The following is a 20,510-nucleotide window of genomic DNA, read 5'->3' on the forward strand; positions in this document are numbered from 1 at the left end:
TGGACCGTCTCCACAAGCGGGGCGGCCCGCCATCTGGTGACAATGGCGGAGACCCTCGCGCAGTGTCCGTGCAGGCGCGTTTACGATGGAAGCCTTCACGTCACAGCACCCGCCTCGCCGTCCTGACATGCCCTCAAAAGCTCGGGAAGGCCAGATGAATCCGGATGGGGAACTCAATGTCGTTCATCGGCCGTGACATGGCTGTCGACCTCGGGACCGCCAACACGCTGGTGTACGTCAGGGGTCGCGGAATCGTTCTCAACGAGCCGTCCGTCGTCGCGATCAACACCAACACAGGTGGGATCCTCGCGGTCGGTGCCGAAGCGAAGAAGATGATCGGCCGGACGCCGGGCAACATCGTGGCGGTCCGCCCGCTGAAGGACGGTGTGATCGCCGACTTCGAGATCACCGAGCGGATGCTCCGCTACTTCATCCTGAAGATCCACAAGCGGCGGTATCTGGCCAGGCCGCGCGTGGTCGTCTGTGTGCCCTCCGGCATCACGGGTGTCGAGCGCCGTGCCGTGATCGAGGCGTCCTCCCAGGCCGGTGCCCGTCAGGTGCACATCATCGAGGAGCCCATGGCCGCCGCCATCGGCTCCGGTCTGCCGGTCCACGAGGCCACCGGCAACATGGTGGTGGACATCGGCGGCGGCACCACGGAGGTCGCGGTCATCTCGCTCGGCGGCATCGTCACCGCGCAGTCCATCCGGGTCGCGGGTGACGAACTGGACAACGCGATCATCCAGTACATCAAGAAGGAGTACAGCCTTCTGCTGGGCGAGCGCACGGCCGAGCAGATCAAGATCACGATCGGTTCCGCCTACGACCTCGACGCCGACGAGCACACCGAGGTCCGCGGCCGGGACCTGGTCTCCGGGCTGCCCAAGACCGTCGTGATCTCGGCCGCCGAGGTCCGCAAGGCGATCGAGGAGCCCGTCAACGCGATCGTGGACGCGGTCAAGACGACCCTCGACAAGTGCCCGCCGGAGCTGTCCGGCGACATCATGGACCGAGGAATCGTTCTGACCGGCGGCGGAGCCCTGCTGCGCGGGCTCGACGAGCGGCTGCGGCGAGAGACGGGCATGCCGATCCACATCGCCGAGGACCCGCTGGACAGCGTCGCGCTCGGCTCCGGCAAGTGCGTCGAGGAGTTCGAGGCGCTGCAGCAGGTCCTGGACGCCCAGCCGCGCAGATGACATAACACTTCGATTCCGCCGTACGAGACCTTCTCCTCTCGTGCGGCGGATCGTTGATGAGAGGCATAAGCTCCCACAAATGGGCCCCCAGGGCTTGCGTTTCGTATATCGCGCCCGCAAAGGGGCCCCCGAATTCCTATTGAGGAAGGGCACGGCCGCCGCACGTGAGGGACACGAAAGAGAGCCGGCTGCTCCTGGTCCTGCTGGTTGCCATCGCATTCGCGCTGATCACGGTGGACATCCGTGGGGGCAGGAACTCCCCGGTCGACGGTGCCCGGCAGGCCGCGGCCGCGGTCTTCGGCCCGGTCGAGAACGGGCTGGCCTCGGCGGTCGACCCGGTCGGCAACGCCGTCTCGGCGATCCGGGACTCCGGCAGCCGGCACGACCGGCTCGCCACGCTGGAGAAGGAGAACGCGGCCCTCAAGGCGAAACTCGGCAGCGACGACCGCAACCGCAGCCGCCTGAACCAGCTCGACAGAATGCTGAAGATCGCCGGCGAGGGCCAGTACGGCATCAAGGGCGCCCAGGTCATCGCCATAGGAGCGGCACAGGGCTTCTCCTGGACCATCACCATCGACGCCGGCGCCAACGACGGCATCAAGCGCGACATGACCGTCCTCAACGGCGACGGGCTCGTCGGCCGGGTCACCACGGTCGGCCCCGACACCTCCACCGTGCTGCTCGCCAACGACCCCGACTTCACCGTCGGCACCCGCATGGAGGGCGGCGACGAACTCGGCTTCGCCTCCGGGCAGGGCGACCGCCCGCTGCGCGTCGAACTGCTCAACGGCAAGGCGGAGGTGAAGAAGGGCGACCGGCTCGTCACCTTCGGCTCGGAGGCCGACCGGCCGTTCGTGCCGGGCGTGCCGGTCGGTGTGGTCTCCCGGGTCGAACCGTCCAACGGCGGCCTCACCCGCACGATCTACGTCACCCCCTACGTCGGCTTCACCAAGCTCGACATCGTCGGCGTGGTCGTCCAGGCCCCGAAGAAGGACCCGCGCGACGAGGTCCTGCCGACCAAGCCCAAACCGGTCCCGACGCCGACGGTCACCGTCACCGTGACGCCCTCGGCCGACGCGAACGGCACGACGAACGACACGACCGACGAGCAGCAGTAGGAGCTGACTCTTCCATGCGCCTCAACCGGATCCTGCTCTCCAGCGCGCTGGTCGTCGTGGCCCTGGTGATCCAGGTGAGCGTCCTCGCCCGCCTGCATCTGCCGGGCGCCGTCCCCGATCTGCTGCTGCTCACCGTCCTCGGCCTCGCCATGGTGTACGGCCATGTCGGCGGCGCCCTCGTCGGCTTCGGCGCCGGCCTGCTCGCCGACCTCGCCCCGCCCGCCGACCACGCGGCCGGCCGCTACGCCCTCGTGCTGTGCGTCACCGGCTACTTCGCCGGACTCATCAGGCCGGAGAACGGCCGCCTGAAGTCGGCGACCGGCCCGATGGCCGTCGTGGTCGCCGCCGCGATCGGCTCCACGCTGCTGTACGCGGGCGTCGGCGCGCTGGTCGGGGACACCGCCGCCCGTCATGTCGGCCTGCCCGGGCTGCTGTTCTCGGCGGCCCTGTACGACCTGCTGCTCGCCCCGTTCGTGGTCCCCGGGATCATGTGGCTGGCCCGCCGCTCCGACAACGACCCGCTCGCCGAGAGCGGCCCCGCCGCCAAGGCCGGCGACATCTCCAGCGGCTGGCTCTCCTCCGGCACCGGCCTGCGTATCGGCAGCCAGCGCGGCGGCCTCGGCGCGCTGAAGGCCAAGGCCCGCACCCGCTCCGCGCGGGTCGGCCGGATCAAGGGGGTCAAGCGGCTGTGAGGGCCCCGCAGTTCACCCGAACGGGTCAGCCGGCGCGGAACGCGGGCTCACAGGCTGGTCGTTCATCATTCGTACGCGTACTCGCACCGCCGCACTGAGAGGGGGACACAGCCGCAGTGACCAACATCCCCGAGACCGGGCGGACCCCACGGGTCCAGATCCGGCTCGTCGTGATCCAGATCCTCGTCCTCTCCCTCCTCGGCACGCTCGGCGGCCGGCTGTGGTACCTGCAGATCCGCGAGGGCGCCCAGTACCAGAAGGAGGCGTCCGGCAACCACGTCCAGCAGGTCGTCGACCCCGCCGTACGCGGCGACATCCTGGACGCCCGCGGCGTGCCCCTCGCCGACAACGAGACCCGCCTGGTGGTCTCCGCCTCCCGCACCGACCTGCTCAAGCAGAAGGACGACGGCAAGGCGGTCCTCACCAAGCTGGCCGGCGTCCTCGCCCTCAAGCCCGAGGACGTCATCCAGAAGGTCCGGCTGTGCGACGCCAAGACCCCCCAGCCGTGCTGGAACGGCTCGCCGTACCAGCCGATCCCGATCACCGACGAGGCGACCCCCAAGCAGGCCCTGCAGATCCGCGAGCGCTCCGAGGACTTCCCCGGCATCACCGCCGAGCCCGAGGCCGTGCGCCGCTACGCGGGGCCGGGCAAGTCCAACACCGCGCAGGTGCTCGGCTATCTCTCGCCCGTCACCGACGCCGAGATCCAGAAGGCCAAGGACACCGACTCGCCCTATCTGCGCTCCGACATGGTCGGCCGCTCCGGCCTGGAGCGGCAGTACGACAAGGAGCTGCGCGGCAAGGCCGGCGTCACCCGCTACGAGGTGGACAACCTCGGCCGGGTCATCGGCAAGGCCAAGTCGGATGCGGCCGAGTCCGGCTCCAACCTGGTCACCAGCATCGACTCCCGGGTGCAGCGCGTCGCCGAGTACGAGCTGGACAAGGCGATGAAGGCCGCCCGCACGCAGTACGACAAGATCACCGGCGAGAACTACAAGGCCGACTCCGGCGCCGTCATCGTCATGGAGGCCAAGACCGGCCGGATCGTCGCGATGGCCTCGGCGCCCACCTACGACCCGAACGTATGGGTGGGCGGCATCTCCGCCAAGGACTACAAGGCCCTCACCGGCAAGGACTCCGACTACCCCCTGCTCAACCGGGCCATACAGGGTCAGGCCGCACCCGGCTCCACGTTCAAGGTGGTCTCCACGGCCGCCGCGGTCAACGCCGGCTACGTCTGGGACGGCGGCTACCCGTGCACCAGCTCGTACTCGGTGGGCGGCCAGGTCTTCAAGAACTTCGAGGGCGAGAACTTCGGCCCGATCTCCCTCGGCCGCGCCCTGGAGGTCTCCTGCGACACGGTCTTCTACGGCCTCGCCGACAGGGAGTGGAAGAAGGACGGCGGCATCAACCCCAAGAAGGGCGAGCCGAAGGACTACTTCTTCAAGACCGCCCACCAGTTCGGCCTCGGCAAGGAGACCGGCATCGACCTGCCCAACGAGGTCACCGGCCGCGTCCCCGACCGCCAGTGGAAGCTGAACTACTGGAAGGCCAACAAGGACGCCTGGTGCAAGAGCGGCAAGAAGGACGGCTCCTACGTCGAGAAGATCGCCTACGAGAACTGCCTCGAAGGCAACAAGATGCGCGAGGGTGACGAGATCAACTACTCCATCGGCCAGGGCGACACCCTCGTCACGCCGATCCAGGAGGCGATGATCTACGGCGCCGTCGCCAACGGCGGCACCGAGTACTACCCGACCATCGGCAAGGCGATCATCAGCGCCGACGGCAGGACCGTCCAGGAGATCAAGCCCCGGGTGCAGCGCAAGCTGCCCGTCACCCAGGCCACCCTCAAGGGCATGGACGACGCCTTCGCGGGCGTCATCACCCGCGGTACGGCCGCCTGGAAGTTCGGCGGCTGGCCGCAGAACAAGATCCCGCTGCACGGCAAGACCGGTACGGCGGAGGTCTACGGCAAGCAGACCACGGGCTGGCTGGCCACGTACTCCAAGGACTACTCGGTGATCATGACGATCTCCCAGGCCGGTACCGGTTCCGGTTCGGCCGGTGAGGCCGTGCGCAACATCTACAGCGCGCTGTACGGCGTCCAGGGCGACGGCTCCATCGACAAGAAGAAGGCGCTGCTGCCCAAGCCGCAGACGGGCCTGCCGAAGGTCCGTCCGGACGGCACGATCATCAACCCCAAGGTCAGCGGCGACCCCGCGAAGGACGCCGAGAAGGCCCAGGAGAACAACCCCAGCAACGGGGACGACCAGCAGCCCGCCACCACGGCCTCGCCCGGCACGGGCAACCGCAACACCCGCAGGCGGCCGCACCGCAGAAGGGGAAGCCGGAGGATGCCCTCATGACCGGCGCGAACAGCTTCTCCGTCTCCCGGTACGGACCCGAGCGGGCCCGCTGGACCAGGATCTTCGCGCGTGACTCGCTCACCCGCCGGCTCGACTGGCCCATCCTGTGCGCGGCCGTCGCGCTGTCCCTGATGGGCTCGCTGCTGGTGTACTCCGCGACCCGCAACCGCACCGAGATCAACCAGGGCGACCCGTACTACTTCCTGATCCGGCACCTGATGAACCTCGGCATCGGGCTGGCCCTGATGATCGGCACGATCTGGCTCGGCCACCGCGCCCTGCGCAACGCCGTGCCGATCCTCTACGGCGTCTCGCTGTTCGGGGTGCTGCTGGTGCTCACCCCGCTCGGCGCCACCATCAACGGCAGCCGCAACTGGATCGTGTTCGGCGGCGGCTTCTCGCTCCAGCCCGCCGAGTTCGTGAAGATCACGATCATCCTGGGCATGGCGATGATACTGGCGGCCCGGGTCGACGCCGGGGACAAGCCGTACCCCGACCACCGCACGGTCCTGCAGTCACTCGGCCTGGCCGCCGTACCGATCCTGATCGTGCTGCTCATGCCCGACCTCGGCACGGTTCTGGCCATGGTGTCCATCATCCTGGGCGTGCTGCTCGCCTCCGGCGCCTCCAACCGCTGGATCTTCGGCCTGCTCACCGCCGGCGTGATCGGCTGTGTCGCCATCTGGCAGCTGCACATCCTGGACGAGTACCAGATCAACCGTTTCGCGGCCTTCGCCAACCCCGACCTGGACCCCGCGGGCGTCGGCTACAACACCAACCAGGCCCGCATCGCCATCGGCTCCGGCGGCCTGACCGGCGCCGGCCTCTTCCACGGCTCGCAGACCACCGGCCAGTTCGTGCCCGAGCAGCAGACGGACTTCGTCTTCACGGTCGCGGGGGAGGAGCTGGGCTTCGTCGGCGCGGGCCTCATCATCTTCCTCCTCGGCGTGGTGCTGTGGCGCGCCTGCCGCATCGCCCGCGACTCCACCGAGCTGTACGGGACGATCGTCGCCGCCGGGATCGTCGCCTGGTTCGCGTTCCAGGCCTTCGAGAACATCGGTATGACCCTCGGCATCATGCCGGTCACCGGTCTGCCCCTGCCGTTCGTGTCCTACGGCGGCTCGTCGATGTTCGCGGTCTGGGTGGCCGTGGGACTGCTGCAGTCGATCAAGGTCCAGAGACCCATGTCGGCGTAGCCCCGAGGCGGGGGCTCCGAGAGGTGGTTCACCGGGTGGACGGCGGGAGTTTTCCGGTCATTCACCCGGGACGGGCCCTGCCGCGCCGCCTCGCGGCCCACTAGATTCAATTCATGGCGGATGCGAAACGCGAGATCGAGCGCAAGTACGAGTCCGACGACAGCGGGCTGCCCGACCTGACCGGCGTCGGCGGGGTGGCGGCCGTCCTGGACAAGGGCCTGGCGGAACTCGACGCCACCTACTACGACACCGCCGACCAACGTCTGGCCGCAGCCTCCCTCACCCTGCGCCGCCGCACCGGAGGCTCGGACGCGGGCTGGCACCTGAAGTTCCCGGTCGCCCCCGGCGTGCGGGACGAGATCCGCGCCCCGCTCTCCGACACCGTCCCCGAGGAGATCGCCGCCCTCGTCCGCTCCCGGGTCCGGGACGCCGAGCTGATCCCGCTGGTCCGGCTCCGCTCCGCCCGCGATGTGCGCCACCTGGTCGACGCCGACGGCACCCTGCTGGCCGAGGCGAGTGTCGACGCCGTGACCGCCGAGCGGCTCGCCGGCGGGAGCGGGGCCGCCCAGTGGACCGAGATCGAGGTGGAACTGGCCGACGCCGGCGACCCCGCCTTCCTCGACCTGGTGGAGAAACGACTGCGCAAGGCGGGCGTACGCCCCTCGGCGGCGCCGTCGAAGCTCGCCCGGGCCCTGAAGGAGACGGGAGGCCACCGCCCCGGGAAGAACAAACCCGCGGCGCCGAGGACGGCCGGCGACCACGTGCTCGCCTATCTCCGCGCCCAGCGGGACGTACTGGTCGAGCTGGACCCCGCGGTCCGCCGGGACGTGCCCGACTCCGTGCACCGCATGCGGGTCGCCACCCGCCGGGCCCGCAGCACCCTGCGCAGCTTCCGCTCCGTCCTCGACCGCGCCGTCACCGACCCCGTAGGCGCCGAGCTGAAGTGGCTCGCGGGCGAACTGGGCCTCGACCGCGACCAGGAGGTCATGGCCGAACGCCTGACCGCGGCCCTGGACGCGCTCCCGCCCCACCTGGTCACCGGCCCCGTCCGCGAGCGCCTCGCCGCCTGGGCCGACGCCCGGCACGGCGGAGCGCACGCCCACCTCACCGGCGTCCTGGACTCCCGCCGCTATCTGACCCTGCTGGACACCCTGGACTCCCTGCTCGCCGACCCGCCGGTGCGAAAGGCCGCCGGGAAACAGCCGGAGAAGGTGCTCACCAAGGCCGTCGACAAGGACCTGGCGGCCCTGTCCGCACTGGTCGAGCAGGCGATCGGCGCCCCGCCCGGCGAGGAACGCGACAACGCCGTGCACGAGGCCCGCAAGAAGGCCAAACGCACCCGGTACGCGGCCGAGGCGGCCACCCCGGCCCTCGGCAAACCGGCCCGCTCCCTGACCCAGGGCATGAAGTCCCTCACCACCCTGCTCGGCGACCACCAGGACAGTGTCATGACCCGGCTGACCCTGCGGGAGCTGTCCGCGGTGGCGCACGCGGCGGGGGAGAGCGCGTTCACGTACGGGGTCCTGTACGGCCGCGAGGAGGCACGGGCGGCGCAGGCCGAGGCCGAGCTGCCCGGCCTGTGGAAGGAGATCAGGCGCACGGCGTCCGGCTGAGCGTGCGGGGGAGCCCGCCGGGCGGGTTACGCTTGATGGTCACCCCTGTCAGCTCACGAAGGTTCGCGAGATGCCTGCCGAAGCCGCCGAGTCGGTGTTCCCGCAGCTCGAAGCACTGCTCCCGCATGTGCAGAAGCCCATCCAGTACGTCGGCGGAGAGCTCAACTCCACGGTCAAGCCGTGGGACGAGTGCGATGTCCGCTGGGCGCTCATGTACCCGGACGCGTACGAGGTGGGTCTGCCCAACCAGGGCGTCATGATCCTCTACGAGGTCCTCAACGAGCAGGAGGGCGTCCTCGCCGAGCGCACCTACAGCGTGTGGCCGGACCTCGAGGCGCTGATGCGCGAGCACGGCGTCCCGCAGTTCACGGTGGACAGCCACAGGCCTGTCCGTGCCTTCGACGTGTTCGGGCTGAGTTTCTCCACGGAGCTCGGCTACACGAACATGCTCACCGCCCTGGACCTCGCCGGAATCCCGCTGGAGTCCAAGGACCGCACGATCGACGACCCGATCGTCCTGGCCGGCGGCCACGCGGCCTTCAACCCGGAGCCGATCGCCGACTTCATCGACGCGGCGATCATCGGCGACGGCGAGCAGGCCGTGCTCGACATGACCCGGATCATCCGCGAGTGGAAGGCCGAGGGCCGCCCCGGCGGCCGCGAGGAGGTCCTCTTCCGCCTGGCGAAGACGGGCGGGGTGTACATCCCGGCGTTCTACGACGTCGAGTACCTCCCCGACGGCCGTATCGCCCGCGTCGTGCCGAACCGCTCCGGCGTCCCGTGGCGCGTGTCCAAGCACACCGTGATGGACCTGGACGAGTGGCCGTACCCCAAGCAGCCCCTGGTCCCCTTGGCCGAAACGGTCCATGAGCGCATGTCGGTGGAGATCTTCCGCGGCTGCACGCGCGGCTGCCGCTTCTGCCAGGCCGGCATGATCACCCGCCCGGTGCGCGAGCGTTCGATCACCGGTATCGGCGACATGGTCGAGAAGGGCCTGAAGGCGACGGGCTTCGAGGAGGTGGGCCTCCTCTCGCTGTCCTCGGCGGACCACTCCGAGATCGGCGACATCGCCAAGGGCCTCGCGGACCGCTACGAGGACGACAAGATCGGCCTCTCCCTGCCCTCCACGCGCGTCGACGCCTTCAACGTCGACCTGGCCAACGAGCTGACCCGCAACGGCCGCCGCTCCGGCCTGACCTTCGCCCCCGAGGGCGGCTCGGAGCGCATGCGCAAGGTCATCAACAAGATGGTCTCGGAGGAGGACCTGATCCGTACGGTCGCCACGGCCTACGGCAACGGCTGGCGTCAGGTGAAGCTGTACTTCATGTGCGGCCTGCCCACGGAGACCGACGACGACGTCCTCCAGATCGCCGACATGGCGACGCACGTGATCCAGAAGGGCCGCGAGGTCTCCGGCTCGAACGACATCCGCTGCACGGTCTCGATCGGCGGTTTCGTCCCCAAGCCCCACACCCCATTCCAGTGGGCGCCCCAGCTCTCCGCTGAGGAGACGGACGCCCGCCTGGCCAAGCTCCGTGACAAGATCCGCGGCGACAAGAAGTACGGCCGCTCGATCGGATTCCGCTACCACGACGGCAAGCCGGGCATCGTGGAAGGCCTCCTGTCCCGCGGCGACCGCCGCATCGGCGCCGTCATCCGCGCGGTCTACGACGACGGCGGCCGCTTCGACGGCTGGCGCGAGCACTTCTCCTACGACCGCTGGATGGCCTGCGCCGACAAGGCCCTGGAGCCCTTCGGCGTGGACGTCGACTGGTACACCACCCGCGAGCGCACCTACGAGGAGGTCCTGCCCTGGGACCACCTCGACTCCGGCCTGGACAAGGACTGGCTCTGGGAGGACTGGCAGGACGCCCTCGACGAGACAGAGGTCGAGGACTGCCGCTGGACTCCTTGCTTCGACTGTGGCGTGTGCCCCCAGATGGACACCCATATCCAGATCGGCCCGACGGGCAGGAAGTTGCTGCCGCTGACGGTCAAGAACGCGGGTCCGACGCCGGCTTCGAGTGGTCACACGCACTGAGGCGGGCGAGGCGTTCGATCGGACGTGCATCCCTGTGTGACCTGTCGAGCCCCCTTCCCTGATGGGGAGGGGGCTCGTCGGTGTCTGACGGCGTGTGAGCCTGCGAGTCGGCTGAAGTGAGTGGTGGGCGAGGCAGGGGGTCGGCCGGTCGGACGACCTGGGCCTCGTGTCGGGCGAGCGGCACCTGTAGTTCCCACCTAGGGTTGAACAAAGAGGATCAAACCAAGTGGATCTCCGCTAGAGGTAGCGACGTAGCGACAAAGGGGGTACTCATGGCCGGAAAAGCCAGCATCGTGCTGGCCCACGGCTTGTGGGCCGACGGCTCGTGCTTCGCAAAGCTCATCCCCGCACTCCAGGCCGAGGGTCGCGAGGTCTTCGCGTCGCAGCATGGGCTCGACTCGCTCGCAGGCGACGTCGACTGCGTAACCCGCGCGATCAACCACGTGCCCGGCCCGGTCGTGCTCGTGGGCCACTCCTACGGCGGCACGCTGATCACCAAGGCGGGCGTGCACGACCGGGTGGGCGCCCTGGTGTACATCTGCGCGCTTGCCCCGGACGACGACGAGACCTCGCAGGAGCACCTGGCCGCGTTTCCCAGCTCGCCGGTCTTCGAGCACCTCGAGGTCGCCGACAACCGCATCTACCTCAAGGAGTCGGGCATCGGCGACTTCTGCGGCGACCTGCCGCCGGAGGAACAAAAGCTCGTGCTGGCGACCGCTAACCCGCCGATCGCGGACCTCTTCGAGCAGCAGGTACCCGGCAATGCCTGGCGAGCGAAGCCGAGCTGGTACATCGTGGGCACCCAGGACCGCACGGTGAACCCGGACCGGGAGCGCGCTTCCGCCGAACGGATGAAGGCCACGACCGTCAGCCTCGACAGCAGCCACGTCCCGATGCTCTCTCAGCCCGACGCTGTCCTCGAGGTCATCCGCAACGCCGCGAAGACCCTGGAGTAGGGCGGACCGGCCCCAAGGAGCGCCGAAGGTCACCGCCGGGGCGCCCGCTCTCGGACGCCGCTGCCGGGGCCCGGACACGCCCCGCACATCGTCTCCGAGGCTCACCGCCGTACGGCGCCATCCCGCTGACGGATGAACCCCGCACGGACGGCGCGCCGAGTACGGCGGCGGTCGTCAGTGGCCGCTGACGGCGAGTTCGTAGTCGCCGATCAGGTCACCGAGGAGAAGGCCGGCTGTGATGTCGCTGGTGACGTGGCCGGCCATGTAGAGGCGGGAGTAGAGGACCTCGTCCTGCATCCAGCGGTAGTCCTCCGCCCGGTGCGGGGAGAGCGAGCCGAGGTAGGTGACGGCGGCGGCGGCCCGGGCGGCGTGGCTGGAGGGGTAGGAGTACGGCCCCTTGGCACCGGGCTTGATGTGCTTTTCCGGGCGCAGGCCGGGGTCGAGGACGTAGGGGGCCGGCTGCTTGTCCTTGGCGGCGATCTGGTCGCTGATCGTCTTGGCCGACTTCAGGGCAGCCTTGAGCTCTGTCTTCTCGGCCTTGCCCTGCTGAGCGGGGATCAGTTCACGCTGGTCGTGAAGGTAGAGCTTCCAGATGTCCTTCTTGCCGTGGAGTTCCAGCCAGGTGGCGGCCTTCTTCCCCGCCGTCGTGCGGGCCTTGGCGAGTTGCTGGTCCTGGTGGAGTTCGGCGGTGCGCTGGGAGGCTGTGGGCGGGGCGGGCACCTGCTGGGCGGCCCAGGCGGCGAACGCCTTGTCGTCGCGGGTGGTGCCGTGGACCTTCTTCCACTGGGCGAAGAGGGTGTCGGCCTTCTTGCGCTGGTCGTCGGCCTTCTTGCCGACGGCGGCGATCTCGGCGTCGGTGAAGAGCGGGGGCGGCGGATCCTGCTTGACCTTGTCCGTCGCGCTGGGCTTCTTCTTCGAGGAGGTGGCCGACATGACCAACTGCGGCCGTAGCGCGCCGACGGCGATGGCCGCGACGGCGAGCAGCGCGATCAGGGCGTACTGCCATTTGATACCGCGCAGGACGTTCATGCGGCTCGGATCCTTTCGGCGGGGAGCGGTGCGGGGTTCACCACGGTGGTGAAGTGGGCGCGGGCGAGCCGGCGTACGTCGTTGTCGGGCAGGCCCGGGGTGAGGAGGGACTGGCCGACGATGTACTTGCTGAGCGAGACCGGCCGGACGCCCATGCCGAGCAGCAGACGGTCGGCGGAGGCGGGCTGCGCTCCGCCCTTGGTCTCGATCAGGACGTGCCCGGGGTCGAGTGCGGCGGTGCGGTCGTCGCGGTGGCAGCTGAGGGTGCCGTCGAGGGTGACGCGGCTGCCGTGGTCGAGGTCGGCGAGGGTCGCACGTACGTAGCGGACCTCGGCAGCGGCGGACAGTTCCTTGGCAGTGACGGGGACACCGGCCCGGTCCAGCACTCGGTCGACGAACTCGGTCACCTGTGCGGTGAGTTCGCCGTACTCGGCGGCCGGGACCTTCAGGGCGTGCTTGACCGTGGCACCGCGGCCGTCCTTCGTCTTCACCTCCGCCCGGCACAGCCCGTCCTCCGCGTACAGGCGGGTGCGGACCTTCCAGCGCCGTCGGCGCCCCTGGACGTGCGCCCGCCAGGAGCCGAGCTGCTCGGTGTCGAAGTAGGTGCTGAGGTAGCTCGTCGTACGGCGGCCGCCGAGGTCGAGGACGTGGTGGCTGTCGGAGAGGCGGGCGATGAGGCGGCGGGCGCGATCGAGCGGGACCAGGTACTTGCGGTCGACCCGGTGCTGGAGGGCCGCGGCCGCGTCCACCTCGGCGAGCGTTGCGCCGCGCAGATTCTCCAGGCCCAGCTCCGCCGTGAGGGAGGAGCAGGGGGTCATGGCGCCATCACCGGCTCGCGCGGCTCGGAGCCGGGTATGAACGCGGGCTCCCGCGGCTCGGCTGGGTAGCGGGCGGAGACCCGGGTGGTCTCGCGGACGTAGTCGACCTCGTCCACGACCACGGACAACGGCGCCTGACCGAAGCGGAGGGCCACGTCCTCGGCGATCAGAGCGGGGTCCGGGTAGATCCGGTCGAGGGTGAGCTTCACCGCCCGGGTCGGCGGCTCGTACGACTTCGGGTCGTCGACCACGAGCACCGCCACCAGAACCACGACGTCCAGCGCGACGACGAGCCACATCTGGCGCTGCGGCAGCCCCGTGCAGAGGGCTATCACGAGGGTCACGAAGGTGTAGGCCACGTCCCGCAGGGTGAAGGCGGCGCTGCGCAGACGGACCAGGGAGAGGATGCCGAACAGTCCGAAGCCGACCCCGGCCGGGAACTTGCCGGCGCTGATCGTGCTCATCGCGGCGAACAGGCCGATGTTCAGCGCGGCCAGGACCAGCGGCATCGCCGGTACGCTGGGCCGGCGGCGGTAGAGCCAGCCGACCAGGATCAGCAGGGCGATGACGTCGAGACCGCCGCGGGTCACCAGGTCGGTGACCGCGATGTGGTGGGTGATGCCCTTGGCGGCGAGCACCAGTGCGTGCATGGCTGTCCCTTCCGTTCCGTCGCGGCGCGTCGGAACGGCGGACCGGTCGCGGTCCGCGGAGCACCGCGACCGCGATGACGGTAGGGATGTCACATGAACAGACCATGAAGACTTCCCGTCGGCGGGCCGTGGCCGACGGGCGGCTACTCTGCCCGGCATGCACTGCCTGGTCGTCGACGACGAGACCCGCCTGACCGATCTGGTCGTCCGCTACTTGACCGAGTCCGGACACACGGCCGAGGGCCGCTACGACGGGCCCTCAGGGCTCGCCGCCGCCCGCGACCCCCGGCTGGACGCTGTACTGCTGGACGTGATGCTGCCCGGCATGGACGGCGTGGAAGTGTGCCGGACACTGCGTAGCGAGGGCATCGACGTGACCGTGGTCCTGCTCACAGCGCGCGGAGCGATCAGCGAGCGCGTCGCCGGGCTGGACGCCGGGGCCGACGACTACGTGGTCAAGCCGTTCGCCATGGAGGAGCTGCTGGCCAGGTTGCGCGCGATATCCCGGCGCCGCCCTGACCCGGCCGGCCGGCTCCAGGTCGGCGACCTGGTCCTGGACCCCGGGCAACAGCGCGCCTGGCGTGCGAACAGCGAGTTGGAGCTTTCCCGGCGCGAGTACGCGGTACTGCGCGTGCTGATGGAGAACGCCGGATGCGTCGTGTCGCGGCTGCGGCTGCTGGAAGAGGTGTGGGACGGCGAGACCGATCTGCGCAGCAACGCCATCGACGTGCATGTATCCAAGGTACGCGCCAAGGTCGACCGGGCCTTCGGTCGTACGACGATCACGACACTGCGCGGACGCGGCTACCGGCTGGAGACCGCCCCGTGACCCTGCCTCGCCGGCCGCTGCCGAAGTTCGGTCGGCTGCCCGTGGTCACACGCCTCGTCCTGGCTGTGGCCATCACCATGTCGCTGGTCCTGACGGGCGCGGCGGGCTTCGTCTACTGGCGGGTCCAGATGGCCTTGGACCGACAGCTCGACGACGACCTGACCACCTACCAGAGCAGCCTCGACCACGCCGTACGCCACGGAGTGCAACTCCCGCCCGGCCCCAGCGGCAGCCTCCGGCAGATCCTCGACGCGCACGGCCGGGTGCTGGACTCCAGCGGAGCCATCCGACACCAGATGCTGCTCACTCCGGCCGAACGGGACTCCGTCGCGCGTGGCACTACGGTCCGGCGTGACGTCGGCTCCCTGCTGCCCATCACCTCGGACACCCTGCGCCTCCAGGCCCGCCGCGTCACGGCCGACGGCCATCGCCGGATCGTGATCGCCGCCGTCCGGCGCGGCCATCGCGACGAGGCGTTGCGCGAACTCCTCGCCCAGCTGGCCATCGCCTCCGGCCTGACCCTGATCGCCGCCTCTTACGTCGGCTACCGCACCGCCCGCGGCGCGCTGCGTCCCGTCGAGCGCTACCGCGTCGGCGCCGCCCTCCTCGCCGACGGCACCCAGAACCCGCGCCTGGACGTGCCCGTCGACCGGGACGACGAGATCACCCGTCTCGGCCACACCCTCAACCACATGCTCGACCGCCTGGAGGCATCCGCCGAACGCGAGCGCCGGTTCGTCGCGGACGCCAGCCATGAACTGCGCACCCCGCTCACCCTGATGCGTGCCGAACTCGACGTAGCCCTGCACCGCCCCCGCACCGCAGGGGAACTCACCGAGACGCTGCGCTCCGTGGACGCCGAGGTCCAGCGCCTGATCGACCTCTCCAACGCACTGCTGGAGTTGGAGGAACTCGGCAGCACGGGGCACATCACCCGCGCATCCGTGCCCCTCGCCGACCTTCTCGACGCCGCCGTCGCCCCGCACCGGCGCACCGCGGAGCGGGCCGGGCGCGCGCTGACCGTCGACACCGCCCGCGTGATCGTGGACGTCGACGCCCGGTGGCTGCGACCTGCCATCGGCAACCTCGTCGGCAACGCCCTGCGGCACGGACACGGGACCGTCCGCCTCACGGCAACGGTCGAGGAGGACATGCTGCTGGTGAGCGTCACGGACGAAGGCCCCGGCTTCCCGCCGGAGTTCCTGCCGCGAGCGTTCGACCGCTTTGCCCGCGCCGAGGCCAGCCGCACCGGCGACGGGTCCGGCCTGGGCCTCGCATTCGTGCAGGCGGTGGCCACCGCGCATGGAGGCACGGTCCACGCCGACAACGTAGGCCGGGGAGCGGCTGTCGCCCTTCGTCTGCCCCGCTGACCGGCGCGGGCGTTCTTGTCGCGGCGACCAGTCTCTCAAGCCTCGAAGATCATGGCCTCCACTCCGTGCCTTACCGGGCAGGTCCACAGACTGGCCGAGCACCGGAGGCTTACCGGGCCATGATCACTCGCGCCGGAGCAGCTGCCGCCCACAGCCGCTCCGCCGCCCTTGGTGGTCGTGCTCAGCTCACCGGGCGATCTCATCGAGCAGCCCGCGAATCCGCTTCTCGATCTCGTCGCGGATGGGTCGCACGGCGTCGACGCCCTGTCCGGCAGGGTCCGGGAGCTCCCAGTCGAGGTATTGCTTGCCCGGGAAGACGGGGCAGCTGTCGCCGCAGCCCATCGTGATGACCACGTCGGAGTCCTGGACGGCTTCGACGGTGAGCATCTTGGGCACCTCGGCGGAGATGTCGATGCCCGCCTCCGCCATCGCTTCGACCACGGCCGGGTTGACCGCGTCGGCCGGCGCGGACCCCGCGGAGCGCACTTGGACGCGGTCTCCGCCAAGGTGGGTGAGGAACGCCGCGGCCATCTGGGAGCGCCCGGCGTTGTGGACGCAGACGAACAGCACGGACGGGCGCTCGGCAGGGGTGTTCATGGCGTGTGTCTTTCCGGGGAGCGGGCTGGGCAGGGGAGCGTGAGGGGGGCGGGTTCGGGTTCGCCCGGGAGGCGTGCGGTGCTGACGGGTGCGGGTGCCGGGCGTCCGAAGACGGCGAGAACCAGCCCCAGTCCGAGCGCGGCGCCGGCCAGCTGGGCGGCGATGAACGGGCCGAGCGAGGCGGGGGCGATGCCGGCGAAGGTGTCGGTGAAGGCGCGGCCGATGGTGACTGCCGGGTTGGCGAACGAGGTGGAGGACGTGAACCAGTAGGCGGCGCCGATGTAGGACGCCACCGCCACGGGGCCGAAGTGGGCTTGTGCCGTGCGGGTCAGTCCGAGGATCAGCAGGATGAGTCCGGCGGTCGCGACTGTCTCGCCCAGCCACAGGTGACCGGCGGAGCGGTCATGGGTGGACCAGTGCACGAGCGGCTTGCCGAACATGGCGTCGGCCAGGACGGCACCGGCGATGGCTCCCGCTGTCTGGGCCGGGAGATAGGCGGCGACGTCCCGCGCGGTCAGCCCGTCCTGGCTGTGACGGCCGGTGAACCAGGCCGCGAGGGTGACGACCGGGTTGAAGTGGGCACCGGAAACCGGCCCGAGCAGGGCGATGAGCACGCCCAGGCCGAGGACGGTGGCCAGCGAGTTGGCCAGCAGTTGTACGCCGACGTCCCTGGACAGCTCGGTGGCCTGGATGCCGGAGCCGACGACCACCGCGACCAGCGCGGCCGACCCCACAGCTTCGGCGAGGGCCCGGCGCCCCAGTGCGGCGGTCACGCGGTGGCCTCGGCCGTCTGTGACGTCTTCAGGAAGGCGGCGAGCCGGTCGAGGGTGGCGGGCAGCACCCAGTAGTAGACCCATGTGCCGCGTCGCTCGCAGTCGATCAGACCGGCCTGTCGCAGCAGTTTCAGGTGATGCGAGATCGTCGGCTGCGACAGGTCGAAGGCCGGGGTCAGGTCGCAGACGCAGACCTCACCGCCCGCCCGCGAGGCGATCAACGACAGCAGGCGCAGCCGTACCGGGTCGCCCAGCGCCTTGAACAGCTTCGCCAGATCCGCCGCCTGGTCCTCGTCCAGCGGTGCTGTCACCAGCCCGGGACAGCACGCGCCGTTCTCGTCGTTCTGTCCGAGCACCACAAGCTCTTGCTTCGACATGCCTCTATGTTGACAGTCTTCGATTCACGGCACAAGCTTGCATCGACAGACATCAATGCAAGCCGATGGGAGTCCTGCCATGTCCCGTGCCCAGCTCGCCCTGCGCGTCAGTGACCTGGAGGCGTCGATCACCTTCTACTCGAAGCTGTTCGGCGCCGAACCGGCCAAGCGGCGCGAGGGCTACGCCAACTTCGTCATCACAGAGCCCCCGCTCAAGCTCGTGCTCATCGAGGGCGCGCCCGGCGAGGAAACCCGCCTGGACCACCTCGGCGTCGAGGTCGAGTCCACCGACCAGGTCAACGCCGCCACCAGCCGACTCAAGGACGCCGGCCTGGCCACCTTCGAGGAGAACGACACGTTCTGCTGCTACGCCCTCCAGGACAAGGTCTGGGTGCACGGCCCCGGGAAGGAGCCCTGGGAGGTCTATGTGGTGAAGGCCGACGCCGACACCCTCGGTAAGAGCGCCGACCCCAACGCCACCGGCGACGGCTGCTGCACCAGCCAGGCCACGGAGGAGACCCCGGCAGCGGCCGGATGCGCCTGCGGCCGGTGATCCGAGCGGTCCGCTCAGCCGCGCCTCCATCTGCCACCGCGCCTGAGACTCGCGGGGGAAGCTGGGTATAAGCGCTCCTGTACAGCGGATACGTGAGAGGGGGCGTTTTGGACTGGGAGCGGTTCGCACAGCAGATGGCGTCCATGGCACGTGATCTCCTGGCGCAGGACTCGGTGGACACCACACTCCAGCGAATCACCGGATCAGCCACGGAGCTGGTCGAGGGTTGTGACGCGGCCGGCATCCTCGTGCTGCACGGCACAGAGGGGGAGACCCTTGCCCCCACCCACCAGATGGTCATCGACAGCGACCAGCTGCAGCAGCGGCTAGGTGAAGGGCCGTGCTTCGACGCGGCCCGCAGCTCGCAGGGGGAGCGGGTCTTTCGCATCGAGGATCTCACCGACCAGCGCCAGCGCTGGCCCGCCTACGCCCCGCAGGCCCATGCGCTCGGCATCGGGAGCATGATGGGTTTCCTGCTGTTCACCGAGGACGAAGACCTTGGCGCGCTGAACCTCTACTCCCGCAAGACCGGGGCGTTCCGCGACGTCAGTGAGACGGCCGGGATACTGCTGGCCTCCCATGCGGCGGTCGCCTTCTCCACCGCCCGTACTCATGCCCAACTGCAACAGGCCGTTGCCACCCGCCATGTCATCGGCGAGGCCATGGGCATCATCATGGGCAGCCACCGCCTCACCGAGGAAGAAGCGTTCAACGTACTGCGCCGCTACTCACAGGCGAACACCATCAAACTGCGCGAGGTCGCCCGCAGGGTCTGCGAACAAGGGACCCTCCAATGACGGCGGGCGTCTTACCTGGCTCGCGGAGGGACCTGGGGGCCTGGCTGAGCAGCCTGGCTGAGCCCCTCACGGGAACGCCTCCGACGATGCCCGTCCGACACCCCCCGGTGGGTGCATCCGCGCCCGCTGGCTCGGCAGGCGAAAAAACAGCGGGGCACCCGACGCCGGCTGCGAGCGGTCACGCGCAGCCTAAGATACGGCCACCGGTACGAAGGGGGCGGGCGATGAACAGCCGCGCATGGAAGTGGGCGCTGATCTCGGCCCCGATGGCGTTGTCGGTCTCCGCGTGCACGGGATGGGGCGGGTATCCGCAGGCGAAGAACGTCCACGACTCTCAGCTCATAGGCACCTGGCGCGCCGGGGACTGCGGCACCACGTTGACCTTGCGGCCGGACCGGTCGGCCTCCGCCACCGGCATCCCTGCCGACATGGATCTCAACGGCAAGATCACGCGAAGACTCAGCGGGGATGGCACCTGGGAGATCCACAAGTCGGGTGCCGGGCAGGAACTCGATGTGACCATAGGGGACGAGGAAACCCCGTTCGGCCTCTACCGGGACAAGGGGCGCTTGTCGGTGGGTCTGACCGTAGGGGACCCCGACGACATGAACTGGTGCACCCTGACCAGACACTCGTGAACGCCGCCGTGAACACCTGAGCCGGTCAGACGCCGACCCCGTCCACAGCGGTGAAGTCGCCGGACAGCCTCGGCAGGACCACGAGCACCCCAGGCCGTACTTCGCCCGAGGTCCGGGCGATCCGCTCCGCCCACTCGACTGGCCACTGGGTGGTGGCGTCCCAGACCACACCCGCGAGATCCACGCCTTCCAGCTCTTCCGCGGACAGGTCGGCGCCTCGGAAGTCGTCCGCCGCCCCTTCCAGTTGCTCACCAGCCGCCTCGACGTCGCTGACCAACGCGTCCACCGCGGCGCGCAAGCGCTCGTGCGCTCGGTTGAAAACGCGAAGGTTGCGGGCGTCGCGAGGATGGAAATCGGGCGTGTCGAGCTGGAGGCTGGTGGGCGGCCTGTAGACATAGGCCTCGACAGGCTCGATCGCGGCCTTGAGGTCGCGGGCGCGGTCACGTAGGTGATCCCTGGCCTCGATGAGGGCCTCGACCAGAGGTTCGGCCCCGGAAAGCGCACCGGCGAGCACCTCTGCTTCCACCGCGGCCCTACCGAGGGCGTCGGCTCCGAATATGGTGCGAACAAGATCGGAACTCGTCACCAGGGCCTGACCCAGGGAGCCGTCCCTGGCGTCGTCGGCTTCAGCGGCGCCGGCGAACGTCTGACGGACAGTTTTCAGCATGGCGGCCACGGGCTGGATGAGATGCCTGTTCCGCAGGCGCCGATCACCCCTGAGTGCCTTGATCGATTCGGCGCACAGTGAAATCGCCGCATCGATACGAAGCTCGGAGTTCGAGTCGTGGGGGGAGGATTCCCGGCGGGCGGGAAGGCCGTGCGCCTCTTTCGTCGCTCTTCCGCGTCGGCCCTCCGAAGAAGAGGATGCCTCAGTCCGCCCGAGGCCTTGAGGCGCGAT

20 protein-coding genes are annotated in these 20,510 nt (G+C 69.6%); 13 read left to right on the forward strand and 7 right to left on the reverse strand.

The features are described 5' to 3' along the window. Positions 1-176 precede the first annotated feature (176 nt). From IE244_RS02070 to IE244_RS02105, 8 genes are all read left to right on the forward strand, one after another. Positions 177-1,196, forward strand: coding sequence for a rod shape-determining protein (locus IE244_RS02070; protein WP_031158632.1), 1,020 nt, complete (start codon positions 177-179; stop codon positions 1,194-1,196). Positions 1,197-1,360: 164 nt separating this feature from the next. Next, positions 1,361-2,314 carry a rod shape-determining protein MreC gene (gene mreC / locus IE244_RS02075; RefSeq protein WP_191870875.1) on the forward strand — a complete coding sequence of 318 codons (954 nt, stop codon included), beginning with the start codon at positions 1,361-1,363 and terminating at the stop codon, positions 2,312-2,314. A gap of 14 nt (positions 2,315-2,328) precedes the next feature. Next, on the forward strand, positions 2,329-3,006 hold the full coding sequence (gene mreD, locus IE244_RS02080) for a rod shape-determining protein MreD (protein ID WP_191870876.1): 678 nt from the start codon (positions 2,329-2,331) through the stop codon (positions 3,004-3,006). Positions 3,007-3,122: 116 nt separating this feature from the next. Continuing rightward, on the forward strand, positions 3,123-5,375 hold the full coding sequence (gene mrdA / locus IE244_RS02085) for a penicillin-binding protein 2 (RefSeq protein WP_191870877.1): 2,253 nt from the start codon (positions 3,123-3,125) through the stop codon (positions 5,373-5,375). Further along, the gene (gene rodA, locus IE244_RS02090; RefSeq protein ID WP_191870878.1) at positions 5,372-6,571 is read left to right on the forward strand and encodes a rod shape-determining protein RodA; all 1,200 of its coding nucleotides are present in this window, start codon (positions 5,372-5,374) and stop codon (positions 6,569-6,571) included. The genes mrdA and rodA overlap by 4 nt, the downstream gene beginning before the upstream one ends. Positions 6,572-6,684: 113 nt before the next feature. Then, positions 6,685-8,184 carry a CYTH and CHAD domain-containing protein gene (locus IE244_RS02095; RefSeq protein WP_191870879.1) on the forward strand — a complete coding sequence of 500 codons (1,500 nt, stop codon included), beginning with the start codon at positions 6,685-6,687 and terminating at the stop codon, positions 8,182-8,184. A 70-nt stretch (positions 8,185-8,254) separates the two neighbouring features. Next, positions 8,255-10,225, forward strand: coding sequence for a TIGR03960 family B12-binding radical SAM protein (locus IE244_RS02100; protein WP_191870880.1), 1,971 nt, complete (start codon positions 8,255-8,257; stop codon positions 10,223-10,225). A 272-nt stretch (positions 10,226-10,497) separates the two neighbouring features. Beyond that, positions 10,498-11,181 (forward strand): alpha/beta fold hydrolase, encoded by a 684-nt coding sequence (locus tag IE244_RS02105; RefSeq protein WP_191870881.1) that lies wholly within the window; start codon positions 10,498-10,500, stop codon positions 11,179-11,181. A 174-nt stretch (positions 11,182-11,355) separates the two neighbouring features. Here the strand turns inward: IE244_RS02105 and IE244_RS02110 are convergent, their stop codons facing one another. The 3 genes from IE244_RS02110 to IE244_RS02120 are packed head-to-tail and all read right to left on the reverse strand — an operon-like array spanning position 11,356 to position 13,678. Continuing rightward, positions 11,356-12,210: a phosphatase PAP2 family protein gene (locus tag IE244_RS02110; RefSeq protein ID WP_191870882.1), complete on the reverse strand. Its 855-nt coding sequence runs from the start codon at positions 12,208-12,210 to the stop codon at positions 11,356-11,358. Next, a complete protein-coding gene (locus IE244_RS02115; protein WP_191870883.1) occupies positions 12,207-13,028 on the reverse strand; it encodes a polyphosphate polymerase domain-containing protein in 822 nt (273 codons plus the stop codon). The genes IE244_RS02110 and IE244_RS02115 overlap by 4 nt, the downstream gene beginning before the upstream one ends. After that, positions 13,025-13,678 carry a DUF4956 domain-containing protein gene (locus IE244_RS02120; protein ID WP_191870884.1) on the reverse strand — a complete coding sequence of 218 codons (654 nt, stop codon included), beginning with the start codon at positions 13,676-13,678 and terminating at the stop codon, positions 13,025-13,027. The genes IE244_RS02115 and IE244_RS02120 overlap by 4 nt, the downstream gene beginning before the upstream one ends. Before the next feature lie 157 nt (positions 13,679-13,835). Between IE244_RS02120 and IE244_RS02125 the strand changes: the two genes are divergently transcribed. Both IE244_RS02125 and IE244_RS02130 read left to right on the forward strand, forming a co-directional pair. Continuing rightward, the gene (locus IE244_RS02125) at positions 13,836-14,507 is read left to right on the forward strand and encodes a response regulator transcription factor (RefSeq protein ID WP_191870885.1); all 672 of its coding nucleotides are present in this window, start codon (positions 13,836-13,838) and stop codon (positions 14,505-14,507) included. Further along, entirely contained in the window at positions 14,504-15,877 is a 1,374-nt protein-coding gene (locus IE244_RS02130) for a HAMP domain-containing sensor histidine kinase (protein ID WP_191870886.1), read from the forward strand. Before IE244_RS02125 ends, IE244_RS02130 begins: the two co-directional genes overlap by 4 nt. 186 nt (positions 15,878-16,063) lie before the next feature. Here IE244_RS02130 and IE244_RS02135 read toward each other — a convergent pair whose 3' ends face one another. Genes IE244_RS02135 through IE244_RS02145 form a run of 3 tightly spaced genes read right to left on the reverse strand, consistent with a single transcriptional unit; the run spans position 16,064 to position 17,624 of the window. Then, the gene (locus tag IE244_RS02135) at positions 16,064-16,474 is read right to left on the reverse strand and encodes an arsenate reductase ArsC (RefSeq protein WP_191870887.1); all 411 of its coding nucleotides are present in this window, start codon (positions 16,472-16,474) and stop codon (positions 16,064-16,066) included. Next, positions 16,471-17,247 (reverse strand): aquaporin, encoded by a 777-nt coding sequence (locus IE244_RS02140; protein WP_229853915.1) that lies wholly within the window; start codon positions 17,245-17,247, stop codon positions 16,471-16,473. Before IE244_RS02140 ends, IE244_RS02135 begins: the two co-directional genes overlap by 4 nt. Beyond that, positions 17,244-17,624, reverse strand: a complete 381-nt coding sequence (locus IE244_RS02145; protein ID WP_191870889.1) for an ArsR/SmtB family transcription factor — start codon at positions 17,622-17,624, stop codon at positions 17,244-17,246. Before IE244_RS02145 ends, IE244_RS02140 begins: the two co-directional genes overlap by 4 nt. Before the next feature lie 79 nt (positions 17,625-17,703). Between IE244_RS02145 and IE244_RS02150 the strand changes: the two genes are divergently transcribed. From IE244_RS02150 to IE244_RS02160, 3 genes are all read left to right on the forward strand, one after another. Beyond that, entirely contained in the window at positions 17,704-18,177 is a 474-nt protein-coding gene (locus IE244_RS02150) for an ArsI/CadI family heavy metal resistance metalloenzyme (protein ID WP_191870890.1), read from the forward strand. Between the two features lie 134 nt (positions 18,178-18,311). Beyond that, a complete protein-coding gene (locus tag IE244_RS02155; RefSeq protein ID WP_191871391.1) occupies positions 18,312-18,974 on the forward strand; it encodes a GAF and ANTAR domain-containing protein in 663 nt (220 codons plus the stop codon). Positions 18,975-19,198: 224 nt separating this feature from the next. Continuing rightward, positions 19,199-19,612 (forward strand): hypothetical protein, encoded by a 414-nt coding sequence (locus tag IE244_RS02160; protein ID WP_191870891.1) that lies wholly within the window; start codon positions 19,199-19,201, stop codon positions 19,610-19,612. A 25-nt stretch (positions 19,613-19,637) separates the two neighbouring features. On the opposite strand, the gene IE244_RS02165 is transcribed toward IE244_RS02160, so the two are convergent. Further along, entirely contained in the window at positions 19,638-20,288 is a 651-nt protein-coding gene (locus IE244_RS02165; RefSeq protein WP_191870892.1) for a hypothetical protein, read from the reverse strand. Positions 20,289-20,510: the final 222 nt, after the last annotated feature.

Origin of the sequence: Streptomyces filipinensis (genome assembly GCF_014649495.1) — a bacterium.
Taxonomy (GTDB): domain Bacteria; phylum Actinomycetota; class Actinomycetes; order Streptomycetales; family Streptomycetaceae; genus Streptomyces; species Streptomyces filipinensis.

What these genes read in the sequence shown, in the direction of transcription:
- IE244_RS02070 (WP_031158632.1), top strand. Translation starts at nt 177, where the DNA reads ATGTCGTTCATCGGCCGTGACATGGCTGTCGACCTCGGGACCGCCAAC.
- mreD (WP_191870876.1), top strand. Translation starts at nt 2,329, where the DNA reads ATGCGCCTCAACCGGATCCTGCTCTCCAGCGCGCTGGTCGTCGTGGCC.
- rodA (WP_191870878.1), top strand. Translation starts at nt 5,372, where the DNA reads ATGACCGGCGCGAACAGCTTCTCCGTCTCCCGGTACGGACCCGAGCGG.
- IE244_RS02095 (WP_191870879.1), top strand. Translation starts at nt 6,685, where the DNA reads ATGGCGGATGCGAAACGCGAGATCGAGCGCAAGTACGAGTCCGACGAC.
- IE244_RS02100 (WP_191870880.1), top strand. Translation starts at nt 8,255, where the DNA reads ATGCCTGCCGAAGCCGCCGAGTCGGTGTTCCCGCAGCTCGAAGCACTG.
- IE244_RS02105 (WP_191870881.1), top strand. Translation starts at nt 10,498, where the DNA reads ATGGCCGGAAAAGCCAGCATCGTGCTGGCCCACGGCTTGTGGGCCGAC.
- IE244_RS02110 (WP_191870882.1), bottom strand. Translation starts at nt 12,210, where the DNA reads ATGAACGTCCTGCGCGGTATCAAATGGCAGTACGCCCTGATCGCGCTG.
- IE244_RS02115 (WP_191870883.1), bottom strand. Translation starts at nt 13,028, where the DNA reads ATGACCCCCTGCTCCTCCCTCACGGCGGAGCTGGGCCTGGAGAATCTG.
- IE244_RS02120 (WP_191870884.1), bottom strand. Translation starts at nt 13,678, where the DNA reads ATGCACGCACTGGTGCTCGCCGCCAAGGGCATCACCCACCACATCGCG.
- IE244_RS02125 (WP_191870885.1), top strand. Translation starts at nt 13,836, where the DNA reads ATGCACTGCCTGGTCGTCGACGACGAGACCCGCCTGACCGATCTGGTC.
- IE244_RS02135 (WP_191870887.1), bottom strand. Translation starts at nt 16,474, where the DNA reads ATGAACACCCCTGCCGAGCGCCCGTCCGTGCTGTTCGTCTGCGTCCAC.
- IE244_RS02145 (WP_191870889.1), bottom strand. Translation starts at nt 17,624, where the DNA reads ATGTCGAAGCAAGAGCTTGTGGTGCTCGGACAGAACGACGAGAACGGC.
- IE244_RS02150 (WP_191870890.1), top strand. Translation starts at nt 17,704, where the DNA reads ATGTCCCGTGCCCAGCTCGCCCTGCGCGTCAGTGACCTGGAGGCGTCG.
- IE244_RS02155 (WP_191871391.1), top strand. Translation starts at nt 18,312, where the DNA reads ATGGCGTCCATGGCACGTGATCTCCTGGCGCAGGACTCGGTGGACACC.
- IE244_RS02160 (WP_191870891.1), top strand. Translation starts at nt 19,199, where the DNA reads ATGAACAGCCGCGCATGGAAGTGGGCGCTGATCTCGGCCCCGATGGCG.